At 47.8% G+C, this 14,469-nt stretch carries 19 protein-coding genes; 12 read left to right on the top strand and 7 right to left on the bottom strand.

Features of this window, described 5'->3' with window-relative positions; translation table 11 throughout:
- The 8 genes from ESP131_RS11290 (at window position 1) to ESP131_RS11255 (ending at window position 6,981) form a co-directional block, all read left to right on the top strand.
- Complete coding sequence (locus tag ESP131_RS11290) at window positions 1-423, top strand: cytidine deaminase (RefSeq protein ID WP_047394725.1); 423 nt, start codon at window positions 1-3, stop codon at window positions 421-423.
- Window positions 424-520: 97 nt separating this feature from the next.
- Window positions 521-1,270, top strand: a complete 750-nt coding sequence (locus ESP131_RS11285; RefSeq protein ID WP_047394720.1) for an ABC transporter ATP-binding protein — start codon at window positions 521-523, stop codon at window positions 1,268-1,270.
- On the top strand, window positions 1,267-3,711 hold the full coding sequence (locus tag ESP131_RS11280; protein WP_069940763.1) for an ABC transporter permease: 2,445 nt from the start codon (window positions 1,267-1,269) through the stop codon (window positions 3,709-3,711). Before ESP131_RS11285 ends, ESP131_RS11280 begins: the two co-directional genes overlap by 4 nt.
- Before the next feature lie 29 nt (window positions 3,712-3,740).
- On the top strand, window positions 3,741-4,058 hold the full coding sequence (locus ESP131_RS11275) for a hypothetical protein (RefSeq protein ID WP_047394714.1): 318 nt from the start codon (window positions 3,741-3,743) through the stop codon (window positions 4,056-4,058).
- Window positions 4,059-4,091: 33 nt separating this feature from the next.
- The gene (locus tag ESP131_RS11270) at window positions 4,092-4,562 is read left to right on the top strand and encodes a hypothetical protein (protein ID WP_047394710.1); all 471 of its coding nucleotides are present in this window, start codon (window positions 4,092-4,094) and stop codon (window positions 4,560-4,562) included.
- Window positions 4,563-4,667: 105 nt separating this feature from the next.
- On the top strand, window positions 4,668-5,591 hold the full coding sequence (locus ESP131_RS11265; RefSeq protein WP_069940762.1) for a DMT family transporter: 924 nt from the start codon (window positions 4,668-4,670) through the stop codon (window positions 5,589-5,591).
- Between the two features lie 152 nt (window positions 5,592-5,743).
- Entirely contained in the window at window positions 5,744-6,274 is a 531-nt protein-coding gene (locus tag ESP131_RS11260) for a nucleotidyltransferase family protein (protein WP_069940761.1), read from the top strand.
- Between the two features lie 20 nt (window positions 6,275-6,294).
- Window positions 6,295-6,981: a hypothetical protein gene (locus ESP131_RS11255; protein WP_152548185.1), complete on the top strand. Its 687-nt coding sequence runs from the start codon at window positions 6,295-6,297 to the stop codon at window positions 6,979-6,981.
- Window positions 6,982-7,220: 239 nt separating this feature from the next.
- Here the strand turns inward: ESP131_RS11255 and ESP131_RS11250 are convergent, their stop codons facing one another.
- On the bottom strand, window positions 7,221-8,096 hold the full coding sequence (locus ESP131_RS11250; RefSeq protein ID WP_069940760.1) for an alpha/beta hydrolase: 876 nt from the start codon (window positions 8,094-8,096) through the stop codon (window positions 7,221-7,223).
- Window positions 8,097-8,231: 135 nt separating this feature from the next.
- Between ESP131_RS11250 and ESP131_RS11245 the strand changes: the two genes are divergently transcribed.
- Window positions 8,232-8,855 (top strand): histidine phosphatase family protein, encoded by a 624-nt coding sequence (locus ESP131_RS11245; protein WP_083254812.1) that lies wholly within the window; start codon window positions 8,232-8,234, stop codon window positions 8,853-8,855.
- 36 nt (window positions 8,856-8,891) lie between these two features.
- Here the strand turns inward: ESP131_RS11245 and ESP131_RS11240 are convergent, their stop codons facing one another.
- Window positions 8,892-9,470 (bottom strand): hypothetical protein, encoded by a 579-nt coding sequence (locus tag ESP131_RS11240; RefSeq protein WP_047394690.1) that lies wholly within the window; start codon window positions 9,468-9,470, stop codon window positions 8,892-8,894.
- Between the two features lie 116 nt (window positions 9,471-9,586).
- Here ESP131_RS11240 and ESP131_RS11235 point away from each other — a divergent pair, with 116 nt between their 5' ends.
- The 3 genes from ESP131_RS11235 (at window position 9,587) to ESP131_RS11225 (ending at window position 11,586) form a co-directional block, all read left to right on the top strand.
- A complete protein-coding gene (locus ESP131_RS11235; RefSeq protein ID WP_069940758.1) occupies window positions 9,587-10,867 on the top strand; it encodes a right-handed parallel beta-helix repeat-containing protein in 1,281 nt (426 codons plus the stop codon).
- A gap of 2 nt (window positions 10,868-10,869) precedes the next feature.
- Window positions 10,870-11,100: a hypothetical protein gene (locus ESP131_RS11230; protein ID WP_069940757.1), complete on the top strand. Its 231-nt coding sequence runs from the start codon at window positions 10,870-10,872 to the stop codon at window positions 11,098-11,100.
- Window positions 11,101-11,175: 75 nt separating this feature from the next.
- A complete protein-coding gene (locus tag ESP131_RS11225) occupies window positions 11,176-11,586 on the top strand; it encodes an SRPBCC family protein (RefSeq protein WP_069940756.1) in 411 nt (136 codons plus the stop codon).
- On the opposite strand, the gene ESP131_RS11220 is transcribed toward ESP131_RS11225, so the two are convergent.
- The 5 genes from ESP131_RS11220 to ESP131_RS11200 all read right to left on the bottom strand — a co-directional run bounded on the left by ESP131_RS11220 (window position 11,561) and on the right by ESP131_RS11200 (window position 14,436).
- Window positions 11,561-11,779, bottom strand: coding sequence for a helix-turn-helix domain-containing protein (locus tag ESP131_RS11220; RefSeq protein WP_058713141.1), 219 nt, complete (start codon window positions 11,777-11,779; stop codon window positions 11,561-11,563). The two genes, ESP131_RS11225 and ESP131_RS11220, sit on opposite strands and share 26 nt — an antisense overlap.
- Window positions 11,760-12,107, bottom strand: a complete 348-nt coding sequence (locus tag ESP131_RS11215; RefSeq protein ID WP_069940755.1) for a hypothetical protein — start codon at window positions 12,105-12,107, stop codon at window positions 11,760-11,762. The genes ESP131_RS11220 and ESP131_RS11215 overlap by 20 nt, the downstream gene beginning before the upstream one ends.
- A gap of 105 nt (window positions 12,108-12,212) precedes the next feature.
- The gene (locus ESP131_RS11210; protein WP_029341813.1) at window positions 12,213-12,917 is read right to left on the bottom strand and encodes an AAA family ATPase; all 705 of its coding nucleotides are present in this window, start codon (window positions 12,915-12,917) and stop codon (window positions 12,213-12,215) included.
- A gap of 10 nt (window positions 12,918-12,927) precedes the next feature.
- Window positions 12,928-13,635 (bottom strand): hypothetical protein, encoded by a 708-nt coding sequence (locus tag ESP131_RS11205; protein ID WP_069940754.1) that lies wholly within the window; start codon window positions 13,633-13,635, stop codon window positions 12,928-12,930.
- Window positions 13,636-13,716: 81 nt separating this feature from the next.
- On the bottom strand, window positions 13,717-14,436 hold the full coding sequence (locus tag ESP131_RS11200) for an alpha/beta fold hydrolase (protein WP_069940753.1): 720 nt from the start codon (window positions 14,434-14,436) through the stop codon (window positions 13,717-13,719).
- Between the last annotated feature and the right edge of the window lie 33 nt (window positions 14,437-14,469).

Here is a 14,469-nt window from a genome sequence, read left to right as displayed (position 1 = left end):
ATGCAGACTTATCCGATTACAGAAGCCGACCTACAACTGGTCGAACTAGCAACCGAAACGATTCAAAGCCGTTACGCTGACGATAAACATCACGTCGCAGCTGCGTTGCGGACAAAAGATGGCGCGACGAAAACGGGTGTTCATGTCGAAGCCTATATCGGACGGGTGACGGTGTGCGCGGAAGCCATCACGATCGGTTCCGCCATCACGGATGGATTGACGGATTTTGAGACGATCGTCGCTGTCCGACATCCTTATTCGGATGAGACGGACCGAACGATTCGTGTCGTCAGTCCGTGCGGCATGTGTCGCGAATTGATTTCCGATTATGCACCGGACGCGTTTGTCCTCTTGACGATCGACGATCAGTTGACGAAAGTCCGGATCGCGGATTTGATTCCATTGAAATATGTCCGACAATAACCAGTAACTCCTCGTCGTTTGGATGAGGGTTTTTTTTGCATTTACTTCTAAAAAATCCTTATTATGGTTATGATAAAGACGGAATAATTAAGGAGGGATTTGCGTGTCAGCTTTATTAGAAGTCGAACGGTTATCAAAAACCTACATACGTGGAACGGAGACGATCCATGCGTTGAAGCAAGTCAGCTTTACGTTAGAGGAAGGAGGATTCATCGCCATCATGGGCACGAGTGGCTCCGGGAAAAGTACACTGTTGAATATCCTGGGAGCGCTTGACGCGCCAACCAGCGGAACGTTGACCTTAAAAGAAAAACGGCAACGCGACATCTTCACTGAACCTGCTGCGACGTTATACCGACAACAACATATCGGCTTCATCTTTCAATCGTTTCATTTACTCGATGACTTGACGGTGCATGAGAATATCGCCTTACCGTTGATGTTGAAGGGGACGGATGATAAAACGATCAATCAAGAGGTAGAGACTTGGCTCAAACGAGTCGGACTGACGAAGTGGAACAATCATCGACCGCAAGAGCTGTCGGGTGGACAACAACAACGTGTTGCGATCGCACGTGCCTTGATCAGTCGACCACCGATCATCTTAGCGGATGAGCCGACGGGGAACCTCGATTTCAAGACATCTGCTGAAATCATGCAATTGCTACAAGAACTCAATCGCGAACAACAAACGAGTATCCTGCTCGTGACCCATGATGCGACCGTAGCTGCTCATGCGAAACGTGTGCTGTATTTCCATGACGGACAGCTCGTTGCCGATCAGCTGTCGACCGGAGACGTGGCTCCGATCTTAGAGACATACGAGCAGTTCGTGGGGGCTGTATGAAACGACAACATCTCTTCCGTCTTTCGCACCGACTGTACCGTAAAAGTCCGATGATTTTAGTGACCTCAATCGGAAGCGTCATGATTTCGATTGGTCTTGTCTTAACGATGGTCATTTTTTTACTACATAATCAAGCCGCAATCGAAGCGGATCGTGAACAAAGATACGGTCAAGTCGATCTGACGGTCAAATATACACCTGAAGATGAGCAGGCGGATCAGTCCGAGTTTGAGCAACTTAAAAAGGATCACGATGGCTTGGACGCAGAGTCGATCTTACAGACGACAGCGCGCGTCGCTGGTCAAACGATGGCCGACGTGGAAACGATGGGAGTTCATTCGGATGCTCTGACGAAAAGTCGGTATCATTTCACGAACGATTTGAAACAGGGAGAAGCGATCGTGTCAGCTCGACTCGCGACGTCGCTTGATCGTAGTGTCGGACAAACGCTTCGCGTTGGAGAAGCGACGTATCGAATCCGTGAGATTTTACCAAATACAAAAACGCCTGAAGCTTCGCACGATCAAGTCTTGCTTTCGTATGCTGATCTGAAAAAGAACCATCCAATCGAAACGAAAGCCGTCTTGCTCAATCTAAAAAAAGAGGTGGATTTCGTCCACTATGCCGATACACTCGTCAAAGCGAATCCGAAGCTCCGGGTTGAACTTGCGGAGGGGCAAGCGCTCTCACCGGCGCTGAACGGCTACATCGGAATCTTGTCAGTACTGATCCTTGTCGTCTCCGGTTTCATCTTGATGGCGAACTTCGACTTGTATTTACGTAAACATGCTGTTCAATTTGCGATTATGCGGACGCTTGGAGCAACGACCCGGCAATTGTTTCAGCTGTTCTTCGTTCAATCTGGATTGATTGTCTTAGCCGGAATGATGCTTACGATTCTAGGCAGTATTTTCTTCCCGTTACTCGGTCAACTCGTATGGCCGACAGAGGGTAAAATGATCGTCTCCCTCATGATTGAACAGGGAGCGTTTTTGATGCTCATCACGATCGGTAGTGCTTTGTTGATTCTGCTGTTGCTTGCGAGTACGGCTTATCGAAAACGGGATGTGTTACCACTCCACGTCTTGCGAGAAAATCTGAAAACGGCGTCACGACCGACTCGACGAAAACGTCTCGTCCTGTTCAGTAGTGGACTGACTGTCAGTTTGGTGTTGTTCGCTGAAGTGATTTCCAGTACGGATGGGTCACGGGCAATCGCCTGGCTCGGTGCAACCGTCGCCTTTTTACTGACGATGTACCTTGCGACGCCACTCCTCTTGAAGGGAGTGCTCCAGCGAGCGGAACCGATTGTTCGTCGGTTAGCGGGACCGACGAGTTTCGTTGCCTTCCGGGGCGTGTTACCGCAACTACGGAAAAATGCTTGGTTGATGCTGATCGTTCAAGTATTGATGATCATCGTCGTCATCGGCTCGACGTTCCTTGAGACGGTGCAACAAAACGAGCGGAAGTACATCATCAGCCAATATCCGACAGAAGTCGTCCTAAAGAGTCGTTTGGATGAAGGATCGCAAGGAAACCCGTTGCAATTGATTCGACAAATTGAAACCGACCTACCTGGCGCAAGAGCGACCTTCCTGTCGTCTCGCAATTCCTTCGAATACCAGTCGCCTCAAGAAGATGTCTCGATCGAATACGAAGTGACGGATTATCGTCGTCTTGATGTCTTAGCGGGAGAGCAGACGAGTGACACAGAAGGAATCATCGTCTCACGCGCCTTTGCTAAAACACACAGTCTTCAAAAAGGCGATATGTTGCCAATCGGGCGATGGGACGGGGAACAAGAACGAAACGTTTCGGTCGGTCAATTCCGAATCGTTGGAATTGAAAAGAAGATAGCACCAGACGTCCTCGTGGATTGGCGGAACGAGCAACTGCGGCAACCAAACGATCACATCTTGAATGTCTTTATCGACGTTCCGTCCGAGTTAACGAAGGCGCAAGTGACCACAACATTATTAGAGATCACAGAAAGTTATCCGACATTGCAAGTGAATCGACTATCTGACGCACTTCGCGATGCGGAGCAACAAACGACGGAACGCTGGTTCGTCTTCTTGATTGCGCTTGTCGTCATGAGTGGATCCGTCTGGTTCGGACTTGCAAACGCCTTACTCAGTTTCGTGAGTGGAAAACGAGGTGAATACGCATTGCTACGAACGATTGCGTTGACACGGAACAAGCTCCGTCAGCTTACACTCCTTCAAATGCTCTTATTCATTGGGAGCGGCATCACCTTTGGACTGATCAGTGGTCTTGGTGCGACCTTCTTCGTGACACGGATTGATGATGCGGGATCATTTTACTTCAACGTACCGACGATTGCCGGAACCATTGTCGGTTTAATAGTGCTTGTCATAAGCATCGCTTGGTTCGTCACCCGACGAAAGCAGGAAAACATCGTTCACGAATTGAAACAGTAAGTAAGGGCACGTGAACCGGGGGGATCGAAATGCGAAAAACGATCGGGGCGATTCTATTACTCGTAATAATTAGCGGTGTCGGCTGGTGGATGATCGCAGATGAACGGGATGCGACCTATGAACAGATTGTTGAAGTACAAGTCGTTCGACACGTGACGAAGCAGTTCGGACGCGATGATATCGCATCGGTCAAACCGTACTTCGTAGCGTCGGAATCATCGAAATCACGACGTCATCAGATTGCCGTTCAGCTGAAGTCGGCACCGACGGGAGAATACCGGATGTATCGTGTACTTCAAAATAAAGTCGAGTACATCGGTCGATCACGGACCGTTCGACCGAATTAATAGTAGACGTCACATCCGTTTGGGGGAATATAGGTGAAAACGAAAGCCGAACGCATCGCGTTCATTCAAGAAGAAAAGCGTCAACTCATCAAACCACGTTTGTACAGCTCGTTGCTGTACGGCGTCAGTATCTTATTAGTCGTCGCCAATCGTGACGTATACTGGCCATTGTTCTTTTTACTTGTGGCATTGGTCTGGATTGCGCGGATTCACTCACAAGAAGTCGAACGTGATATGGCATTAACGGTAGAACCACAGATGAAGAAAATCATTCAATGGCAGTATGTGACCGATTTTCTGTTCGTGATCTTAATGGGATTATTCTTCCCGCTGATCATCGTATTCGACTTGCCATTCTTCCTCAGTTTTGCCGTCTATGTCGTCCTTGCGATTGTTTTGCTCGTATCCGATATGTTGCTTGAACGAAACGGAAAACGTCTCGATGCTGAGCATCCGACGAAGAAGGAACTGCGGACGTATCCGAAATCGTGGAAAAAGATCTAATCCGTGGAGCCGGTCGATGAACCGGCTCCTTTTTGAGCATTCCGGTCGCCTCAGCTTGTTCGACTGCCGTATGATGAAGGGGCACATGAAGAAGGAGGTCCTCGAATGCTTGCAATCATCATTGGATTTATTATCGGTCTACTCGTACCGGTTCAAACGAGTGTCAATACACGACTACGGATCGTCGTGGGATCGCCGTTCCTCGCTTCACTGATTTCCTTTTCGATCGGCTCACTCTTCTTACTGATTCTCGTGTTGCTCGTCGATGGGAATCTCACAGGTCTTACGGCTACTGCCGATGAACCGTTCTGGATTTGGGGTGGGGGGTTGCTCGGCGTCATCTATTTGACTGGGAACATCTTGTTGTTTCCGCGACTCGGAGGCGTCCAAACGGTCATCATGCCCATTTTCGGTCAGGTCATCATGGGACTGTTGATCGATCATTTCGGATTGTTTGAGTCAACGGTCACCTCACTTTCGCTGACACGAGTCATCGGCGCAGTGCTTGTGTTACTCGGTGTCGTCGGGACGGTCGCGCTAGGTGACTATTTCGCACGACGGCGCAAGCAACAGGTGACATCATCAGAAAACTCGTTGCTTGTCTGGCGTCTGCTCGGAATTCTGACGGGTATGATGAGTGCTGCCCAGACGGCGATCAATGGTCATCTCGGAAGTGTTCTCGGGTCAGCCGTCAAAGGAGCCTTGATTTCATTCGTCATCGGTACACTCACCTTGTTATTGCTGAATCTGATCCTCCGAACGAAGTGGCACATCGATCGTTCGCAATCCTTACCTGCTTGGATCTGGATCGGGGGATTGATCGGTGCACTGTTCGTTGCCGGGAATGCTTTCATCGTTCCACTCGTTGGTACAGGGCTCGCCGTCGTCATCGTTACGATTGGTTTACTGACCGGCAGCCTATTGATTGATCGTTTCGGTTGGTTCGGTGCAAAAAAACAACCGGTCACCGGTGTGCAAATCGTCAGTCTACTTGTCATGCTAGCTGGTATCGTGTTGATCCGCATTTAAAAACAGTTCGTTCGAACGTAAGGTTGCATACGTTGAGAACGAGCTGTTTTCAATCATTTCTTAAAAAACACAGGAAATGATTTCCTGATAGAGGAATTGAGGTAAACTGAAGCAAGAATCATCAAATAGAAAGTAGATGCGAGGGGAAACGAATGAATCAAACTGATATCGAACGACGATTACGGGAAGATTTGGAATTACAACAAATGCTAGATATCGTAGAACGACTAGATCTACCGGATTGGTGGATCTGTGCCGGTGTCTTACGTTCGAAGATTTGGAACATCGAACGACAGGCGACATCGGACATCGATATCGTCTATTTTGATCCTACTGATCTTTCGGAAGCCACGGAAAAACGTCATGAAGAACAGTTACGAAAATTATTGAATTTGCCGTGGTCTGTTAAAAATCAAACACGAATGCATCTCGTCAATGGATTACCACCTTATCAGTCCGTAACGGATGCGATTTCGCGGTTCCCTGAGACCGTCACGGCAATCGGCGTAACGAGACGACCCGATTTTGAACTCTATCTTCCATACGGTGCAAGTGACTTTACTCATCGGATCATTCGACCGACGCCACCTTTTCAAATCGGTACCGCGCGTCATTCGATTTTTCAGCGACGAGTGATCGAAAAAGGATGGCAAGACGACCCAGGTCTACAAATATGTAAATGAAACAAGAAGGAGCTTATGTGATGAAACGAATCAGTTATAAAAAAACGATACCGCTTATACTAGTAGGACTCCTCTGTATCAGCGGGTGCGCACCGGAAAAGAATGTCGAGGTGAAAGAAAAGATTCACGTTGATGGTACGAGTTTGTTCGACAGTGGCTCCTATCCGACTGCTGTAGAGACGGCCGAACATCAGTTTAAATATGACTTGAGTGACAAGTCCACCTATACGTTAAAGCAAGACGATTTCCGAGTGGACGCTCGGTTCGGTGACTATAATTTACTGCTAGCAAGCGTCATCGATGGACGATTCGATTCGCTGATGATTTATGAAAAGAAGTCGAACTGGATGTTAAGCAGTTCTATGGATCTCATTCGGGATCAATCCACGAAAGGCGAGTCGATCGAAGGGAGTCTAGCGTGGGAAGGAAACAAGAAAAAAATGACGACGAAACTTGTTACGAATCGTCATTATACGGTAATTGAGACACGACTGAAAAGTGAGCAGATTCCGGCACGATTTGGAAAACGGGTACGTACCATCAACGGATTGAAGGTACACGTTCAAAAGCAAGGGAAACAGCTCAATCTTGCCTACCAAAACGGAAAAGACGTAATGTGGATCGTCAGTGATCGACCGGAAGAGACAACCATGCGATTGATTCAGAAATCACCAGACAGTCCGATTGACTCGCTTCTCACCGAGTAGAAAAAAAGAATGACGCGTCTTTTCACGCCCTTTCCTCAGGCGAGACACAAGACCCGCTTACCTGCTTTATTCAAGCAGGTAAGCGGGTCTTGTTTGTCTCTGACAGCGCAAAAATGCGCTTTTTCCTGTAGGAGTGGCGTGAAACGCGTCATTCTTTATTTACGCGATAAGGGTAGCAGATGATTGTTCTGCCACCCTTATCTTTGTAGAGACTGACTTTTGAGTCAGCCCCCTTATACTTACGAACGATAGACGGACTTGAGGTAATCCGCGATACGTTGCCAAGCCTGAAGCGCCGCGTCTAAGTCACCGTGGTGTGTAAAGGCATGAGCTTGACCAGCGAATTCCTGGTGTTCAACAGCGACACCTGCCGACTGAAGGCGTTTTGCATACTGCCGCGCCTCCTGCGCCAGCGAGTCGTGCTCCGCCGTCAGGACGAGCGTCTGTGGTAACGCATCGAGTTGAGCCGCATAGAGTGGCGAAGCGAGGTGGTGGTATGCGTCTTCCGATCGCGCGATGTACATCGCATTGAACTGCCGTGCTTGCTCAGCCGGTATCGCTTCCTCGAAGAACGGTTTGTCCGCGGGGTCCGTCGCGAGATCAAGCGGAGGATAGTCCAGAATTTGAGTGATGAGCGGCACAGGATCTGTCTGCTCAGCGTTCCATAACGATACGGCAGTCGCGAGATTGCCACCGGCACTATGCCCTCCGATTGCGATACGTGAAGCATCGAGGCGTAGCGTATCAGCATGTTGGAAAATCCACTGAACGACTTCATAGGCGACGTGGACCGGAGTGGGAAATGGATGCTCCGGCGCTAACGGATACTCAATATTGAGAACATGACAGTTGGCGGTCTCAGCGAGAAACAAATTCCATGGTTCATCCATCTCTGGCGTTCCGGTGATGAAACCACCGCCATGAAAACTGATGAATCCAGGTAACGGTTCTACTGTATCGATTGGCGAGTGGCACAACACTCGAACGTCTCCGACTGAAGTCGGCACTTGTAGCGTAGTCGTGGTCGCTTGCGGTGAATGAGGAGGTGTGACTTGAGGACGTTCCTCATCTGAGCGGATTTGTTTGGCAAGGTCAATCATCTCTTGGCGATTCATCGAATTCCTCCTTTAGGTCTATCTTCATCATACCGAACGGATGGGAGAATTTCTCTTCTAGATTCGTTTTCTTTAGTTGCAGGAAAAAACAGCCAGAGTTTGATACACTTTTGAAAGAAACTAGAAATCGAAAGGATGGAACAGATGCCAACACTTTACATGACGCGTCATGGCGAGACGGAATGGAACTTAGAAAAAAGAATGCAAGGCTGGGAAGACTCTCCCTTGACAGCAAAGGGCAGGCAAAATGCGCGGGACCTTGGTCACCGCTTACGTGAAATGCACCTGGATCACCTCTATATCAGTCCGATTGGTCGCGTCCGAGAAACAGTTCGAATGATGGATCTCGATCCAGCGATTCCGGTCACCATCGACGATCGATTGCGTGAAATGCACATGGGAGCCTGGGAAGGGAGGACAGCAGCGGAAATTGAAGTCGCGCATCCACTTGCTCATGCTGCATTTTGGCAAACGCCGCACGCATACATACCGGAGAGTGGAGAGTCCTTTGACGCGGTCCGCGAGCGCATCCTATCATTTTTGGAACAACTGGCTGACCATAAAGAAGACGAAAACATCTTAATCGTCACGCATGGCATCTTCCTTAACATCTTGCTGACACATCTTCAACGTAAGCCGTTCGCGACATTATGGGATCCGCCGTTCATTCATGGAACGAGTTTGACGATCGTCGAATATACGGATGGGGAAGCCATAATCCGATTAGAAGCTGACATGTCGCATGTCATAGCGGACTAAAAAAACAGCGGACTTTTTCTCGGTCCGCTGTTCTCCTTATCGTGATTTCGTCAAATAAATCAAAATCGCGCCTTCTTGTTTTCTGACCTTTAGGTGAGGGGAGGATAACGTGTCGATCGAGCGACCGATGATCGATTCTCCTGTCGTGTAGCGTTTGAGTAATAAGGGATAGAACGAAACATTCATCTGTTTCTGATCATTGAATTGACCGCTGTCAGTCTGGAGATTTTGAGGTAAGGTGTACGCCGTTTTCGTCTCAGGAATACCATTCTTCGCATCAAGCGAATACGTAAAGGCATGCGAATTATTGAGCAGGTTCAAATCATATGTCAACTGGAACGGCGTGCGATCGTATGTACCGGCAGGAATCGATTTGTCAATCAGCACCTCTGGTGGTTTTGTATCGTCAAATTGGACCGCTTTGAGCTGAAGTGGGCGATCGAGTGTACCAGTCAAGAAAAATGTCCGCTGTTGCTGCGACTCGTCCTTTGCGGTAGAGGGTGTAATCGAAAAGGAAGACTTCTTAATCTTGACGGTTTCTTTTGGAAGGACAGTTGCTTCCGTTGTGCAACCAGCAAGCAACAAGGGAAGGGTGAATAAAAGCGCATATTTCATGACGTGTTCCTCTTTTCCATAGTCATAGTAAATCGGGATAAAATTAAATATTCAAAAAATTAGAAATGATACCTAGATTATACCAACAATGTTCTCGCTAAATAAAGGAGGAAATCATGAACGGCAAATGGTTATTAGCAACCGTCCTGCTCGTCGGTTGTGCCTCGACGGGTGAAGAGGCCGAATCGACGGCAAAATCGTTATACGTCGCACCGAACGGCAGTGACGAAAATACCGGCACGTTGAAGCATCCATTTAAAACGATCCGACAGGCGACGCAAAAAGCGACTGCGGGTACGACGGTCTACTTGCGAAAGGGAACGTATCACGAGGCACTGAACGTTAGACAGAGCGGAACGAGAGAACGCCCGATCTCCTTCCGAAACTATCAAGACGAGCAGGTCACGTTATGCGGGAAAAACATCAAAGATCGGGACGCCACCTTACCAATCATCCAGATCAAGGATCGGAAATACGTAACAATTCAAGGTCTGACGATCGAAGCCGTTCAGTCGAAACGAACGGACGCGACACCAGTCGGTATTTTGATTACAGGATCAGGATCACACATCACGTTGAAGAACAATACGGTCCGCCAGATCAAGACGCTCGCGAAAGATGGGAATGCACACGGAATCGCGGTCTACGGAACGGGAGCGATTCGTCACCTGACGATCACCGGCAACCGAGTCGAGCAGAATCGCCTCGGTTTTAGTGAAGCTCTCGTCTTAAACGGAAACGTCAAACATTTCCGTGTGACGAAGAACGTCTTACGGGATAACGACAACATCGGCATTGATTTGATCGGATATGAAGGAATCGCTCGATCGAAGAAAGACGACTACGTCCGTGAAGGCGTCGTGTCGGAAAATCGTGTCTACCGGACGTCAAGCTACGGGAATCCTGCTTACGGGAAGGAATACAATGCAGCGGGCATCTATGTCGATGGTGGGAAAAACCTAACAATTGAGAAGAATCTCGTCGAAGCGAGTGACATCGGGATTGAGGTAACGAGTGAACATGCCGGACGGTACGCAGAAGATGTCATCGTCCGCCAGAATGATGTACGGAAAAACGTCTACACCGGGATTGCGATCGGTGGGTATGACACAAAGCGGGGCGGTACAAAACATGTCCGGATCGAGCAAAATCAGCTGATCGGGAATGATACGAAAGGGCTCGAGGGTGGTCAATTGCTCGTCCAGCATGACGTCCATGATAACACGATCATCAGAAACACATTCGACGGTCCTTTAAGTGTCGCCCATTACTTCAAGACGAGTTCTGGGAACCAGTTTGAAAAAAATACGTTCAAGCATACAAAACGTTTCATGTGGCGCGAGGCCTCCTATAAAACGGAACAAAGCTTCTTGAAAGCCGTTCGAAAGGTGGAATGAGAATGAAGCGATCGGAACGATTACTCGCTTACTGGATCGGGATTCCGAGACGCTGGCGACTCGGAATATTGACCGCCTTGATGTTAACAATTTGGACGGTGGAAGGCGTTCGTTTTTTAACAAGCTCAGCATTACGCCTACCAACCGTTACCGATGCAATCATCTGTCTCGTTCCGGCGATTCTATTGTTTGTGGTATGGAAAACAAAGAGCGCAAAATCACCTCTGAATTAATCGATAAAAACAAGGAATTCGTCTAGGTATTCTTGAAAAAAGGAGAGAACTTCAAATTAGTAAGGAGGAAGAAAGATGACGAAACTAACGATTCAAGCCGTGATTGATCGTCCGGTCGAGACCGTGTGGGAGATCTGGAACGCACCGGAAGACATCAAACGCTGGAACGCTGCGTCTGACGATTGGCATACGACGGCGTCAACGAATGATTTGACGGTCGGTGGTCAATTCACGAATCGAATGGAAGCAAAAGACGGTAGCATGGGGTTTGATTTCACGGGTACATATGAGGCGATCGTTTCTTATGAGCGCATTGCGTATGTCCTTGAGGATGGTCGTCAGGTGACGATCGACTTTTCTCGGAACGGGGAACAAACCGAAGTCGTCGAATCGTTTGATGCCGAAACGATAAACCCGCCTGAGATGCAACAAGCGGGTTGGCAGGCGATCCTTGATCGGTTCAAGGCGTATGCTGAGTCGAAGTAAGTCGTTCGCTTCGTAACTTCCGACCACGGCGATCCGTCAGGGCAGGAATACCGCCGCTCTCATAGCGCCGGACCCAGTTATACAATTGTTGATACGACACATCATGCCGTCCGGCGATACGTTGGTAGTCCTTTGCGGCCGCCAAACAATCGAGGACGGCATTCATGCGTTGTTCAAGAGTGTTGGTGGACATGAACGTTTTCCTCCTCATTAAATCGCCCTGGATTCGTCCATGGCATTAAACTAGTGCACATACAATCGATGGAAGCCATTGAATCAAAGAAAAATTGACGCGTCTCCTGTTGATTCGTTTTGACGATCAGTCGTTTTTCTAGCGTTGGTAAATGCACGAGAAACGAAATCTGATATTCAAGAGGTGGCAAGGGGATAGCAACAGATCGTTTTTGCAAGTGGACAGCTGCTGAATTCGCAGTGACGTATAAGACGTGTCGCTTCCACTCCTGTTCGTTGAAAAGTGAATCCATCATCGTAATAAAAGCTTGACCAGAGATGAAATGCATCGGACGACCTCCTTTCTTATAATGTGTATATCCTGTACATGTTTATTAAAAACCTGTATTTCAAATATTATAAAAAAACCACCTCAAAAAAAGAGGTGGTTAACGTTATCCTGCCAGTTCAAGCATTTGAACGAACGCGACGTCTGGATCGGTCGTCTCGAATCGGTTCAACCAATCCTTGAAGTCACCTTCGTACAAAATACGACCTTGATGGAGAAAGATGACATGAGCGTCCGTATGCAATAGATCGTGTAGTTGATGGGTCGAGAAAAGACACGTTTGACCGTTTGCGGTCATCTGCTCGAAGCGTCGCATGATATGAAGTCGTGTTGCCGGATCGACCCCGCTCGTCGGCTCGTCAAAAATGTAGAGCGAACGTGGTACTGTCGTCAACAGTGTAACGAACAACCATTTCTTTTCGCCAGCGGACATCTTGCCGATTTTCATCTCCCACAGGTGAGCGAATAGATCGAGCTCTCGTGGCTGTTTCAGATGAAGCGTATACGTCTCTTGCTTGCGATATGCTTTCAAACGGGCGAGCCGACCGACGAAGACGGCGACATCCTTGCCCTTTAGTTCGTCCGAGTAATAGATGAATTGCGTCAAATAGAGAATGTCCGAGATATCGGGTAAATCAAGCTCACCGGACGTGATCGGTAAAGCACCGGTCATGCAATCAAACAGTGTTGTTTTACCGGCACCGTTCATCCCGATCAAGACGTTCAATTTTCCAGGAATGAGCGAAAAGGAGACATCGTGTAACAGGTCAGGTGATTTCGGATAGTTAAAGCGTATGTGTTGGACGTGCATCTGAATCCTCCTATCGGGTCAGCAATGACATGAGATTAAAGCGTTTGACAGAGAATAGACCAAGTAACAGGTAAACGACGAGTACGACGGTCAAGATAAGTAACGATGCTCCCGTAACGTGCTCGGATACGGCGAGACCGAGTGTTTTCATGACATAAAAAGGATTCAAGTAACTGTACCAACGATCCGGTTGGCTATTCGCGAACAAGAACAGTGGATACATGACGATGTTGATCAATGTCGACATACTCGAAATCTTTGCCGGAAGCATCGTCAAGGCGATGCTTGCAAAAGCAAGCGGGATGCTGAGCAACAAGACGAGATAAGCAAGTAACAACGTCAAAGGTGAGAAGAAGCTGAATACGAGCATCAGGATCGTCGTAAAGACCGTTAAACTAACGGCTGCAAACACGAGCTGAACGAGTACGAGTGCGAGAATACAACCGATCTTACTACCGGAAATCATGATATACGTCTTCATCAAACCATGCTCCCGCATTCGGGCAAGCTGGAGACCGATGCCATTCACGTAAATCGAAAGTAAGATATAGCCCCAAAATAGCGCGAGGAACGAGAGGAAACTGTTCTCGGTGAAGTCGAGGCGTGATCCGAAGACAAAGGCGAGAATCAACGGGAAAATCAACGACCAAAAGACCGGAATCTTATCCGTCAGCATGATTTTTAAGTAGAGTGTGAAGTAGCTAGGAATCGAATACATAGGTGCCTCCAATCAGTGTGTCGAATCAAGCTTATATTAAGAATACGTTTGGAAATGGGAAATAGTTCCTTTGAAAAGGGTTTAAGAATCACCTGAAATCAAACGATGTAACGCATCGACAACAATATCGGGAGCATCCTGTTGAATGAAGTGCCGGCTGTTGACAACTTCGATGAATGATCCTTGAATCGACTGTGCAGCAGTTTGTCGTTGCAATTCGTGCCACAATAGTTGCGCCTCACGCGAATAATGATCCTTTTTACCAGCAGACAGAACAATGACTGGAAATGGGTAGAGGATATCAACGTTCGTCGCTTCAATACTCTCTTTAAAATCTTCGTATGTACATTCGAGCGTGAATTGTTTTTTGTAAATGGATTGGAACGTGTTTGGCATCACTGGTAAAAAGCGTTGAATATAGGACTCTGGTGTTGCATCAATGAGCAATAGCCCATTTATTTCACTTGGATATTGCGATGCAAATTGTCGAACTAACGTGCCGCCATAGGAATGACCAACAAGAATGAATGGTGGTTTGAGAGATAAAGTATGAATCAAACGGCGAAGGCGATTCACGCTCTGTCGACTAGTCTCGGAATCATAGGGCATACTGCCACCGATGTTCGTACGGTCATACATCAAGATCGTTCCAAGTCCTTCAACTTGATCCATGATTGGTTGCCAAGTTGAAAGATCTTGTCCATATCCATTTTCAAAGCTAAACGTCGGTTGATTGGAAGTTCCGAGAATCAGACGATAGTGTAACGTCGTTTCAGGTAACGTCATTAAATCGAAAGACATATGATTCCTCCTATTCTAGTGGGAATAAAAGTA

The sequence above is a fragment of the Exiguobacterium sp. U13-1 genome, from assembly GCF_001750115.1.
Lineage (GTDB): Bacteria > Bacillota > Bacilli > Exiguobacteriales > Exiguobacteriaceae > Exiguobacterium_A > Exiguobacterium_A acetylicum.
The sequence above is the reverse complement of the archived record's forward strand: the minus strand, read 5'-3'. Positions and strand labels throughout refer to the sequence as shown.

What these genes read in the sequence shown, in the direction of transcription:
- ESP131_RS11260 (WP_069940761.1), top strand. Translation starts at nt 5,744, where the DNA reads ATGAATCAAACTGATATCGAACGACGATTACGGGAAGATTTGGAATTA.
- ESP131_RS11210 (WP_029341813.1), bottom strand. Translation starts at nt 12,917, where the DNA reads ATGCACGTCCAACACATACGCTTTAACTATCCGAAATCACCTGACCTG.
- ESP131_RS11245 (WP_083254812.1), top strand. Translation starts at nt 8,232, where the DNA reads ATGGAACAGATGCCAACACTTTACATGACGCGTCATGGCGAGACGGAA.
- ESP131_RS11220 (WP_058713141.1), bottom strand. Translation starts at nt 11,779, where the DNA reads ATGTCCACCAACACTCTTGAACAACGCATGAATGCCGTCCTCGATTGT.
- ESP131_RS11255 (WP_152548185.1), top strand. Translation starts at nt 6,295, where the DNA reads ATGAAACGAATCAGTTATAAAAAAACGATACCGCTTATACTAGTAGGA.
- ESP131_RS11280 (WP_069940763.1), top strand. Translation starts at nt 1,267, where the DNA reads ATGAAACGACAACATCTCTTCCGTCTTTCGCACCGACTGTACCGTAAA.
- ESP131_RS11265 (WP_069940762.1), top strand. Translation starts at nt 4,668, where the DNA reads ATGCTTGCAATCATCATTGGATTTATTATCGGTCTACTCGTACCGGTT.
- ESP131_RS11205 (WP_069940754.1), bottom strand. Translation starts at nt 13,635, where the DNA reads ATGTATTCGATTCCTAGCTACTTCACACTCTACTTAAAAATCATGCTG.
- ESP131_RS11240 (WP_047394690.1), bottom strand. Translation starts at nt 9,470, where the DNA reads ATGAAATATGCGCTTTTATTCACCCTTCCCTTGTTGCTTGCTGGTTGC.
- ESP131_RS11225 (WP_069940756.1), top strand. Translation starts at nt 11,176, where the DNA reads ATGACGAAACTAACGATTCAAGCCGTGATTGATCGTCCGGTCGAGACC.
- ESP131_RS11215 (WP_069940755.1), bottom strand. Translation starts at nt 12,107, where the DNA reads ATGCATTTCATCTCTGGTCAAGCTTTTATTACGATGATGGATTCACTT.
- ESP131_RS11235 (WP_069940758.1), top strand. Translation starts at nt 9,587, where the DNA reads ATGAACGGCAAATGGTTATTAGCAACCGTCCTGCTCGTCGGTTGTGCC.
- ESP131_RS11250 (WP_069940760.1), bottom strand. Translation starts at nt 8,096, where the DNA reads ATGAATCGCCAAGAGATGATTGACCTTGCCAAACAAATCCGCTCAGAT.
- ESP131_RS11275 (WP_047394714.1), top strand. Translation starts at nt 3,741, where the DNA reads ATGCGAAAAACGATCGGGGCGATTCTATTACTCGTAATAATTAGCGGT.
- ESP131_RS11290 (WP_047394725.1), top strand. Translation starts at nt 1, where the DNA reads ATGCAGACTTATCCGATTACAGAAGCCGACCTACAACTGGTCGAACTA.
- ESP131_RS11230 (WP_069940757.1), top strand. Translation starts at nt 10,870, where the DNA reads ATGAAGCGATCGGAACGATTACTCGCTTACTGGATCGGGATTCCGAGA.
- ESP131_RS11200 (WP_069940753.1), bottom strand. Translation starts at nt 14,436, where the DNA reads ATGTCTTTCGATTTAATGACGTTACCTGAAACGACGTTACACTATCGT.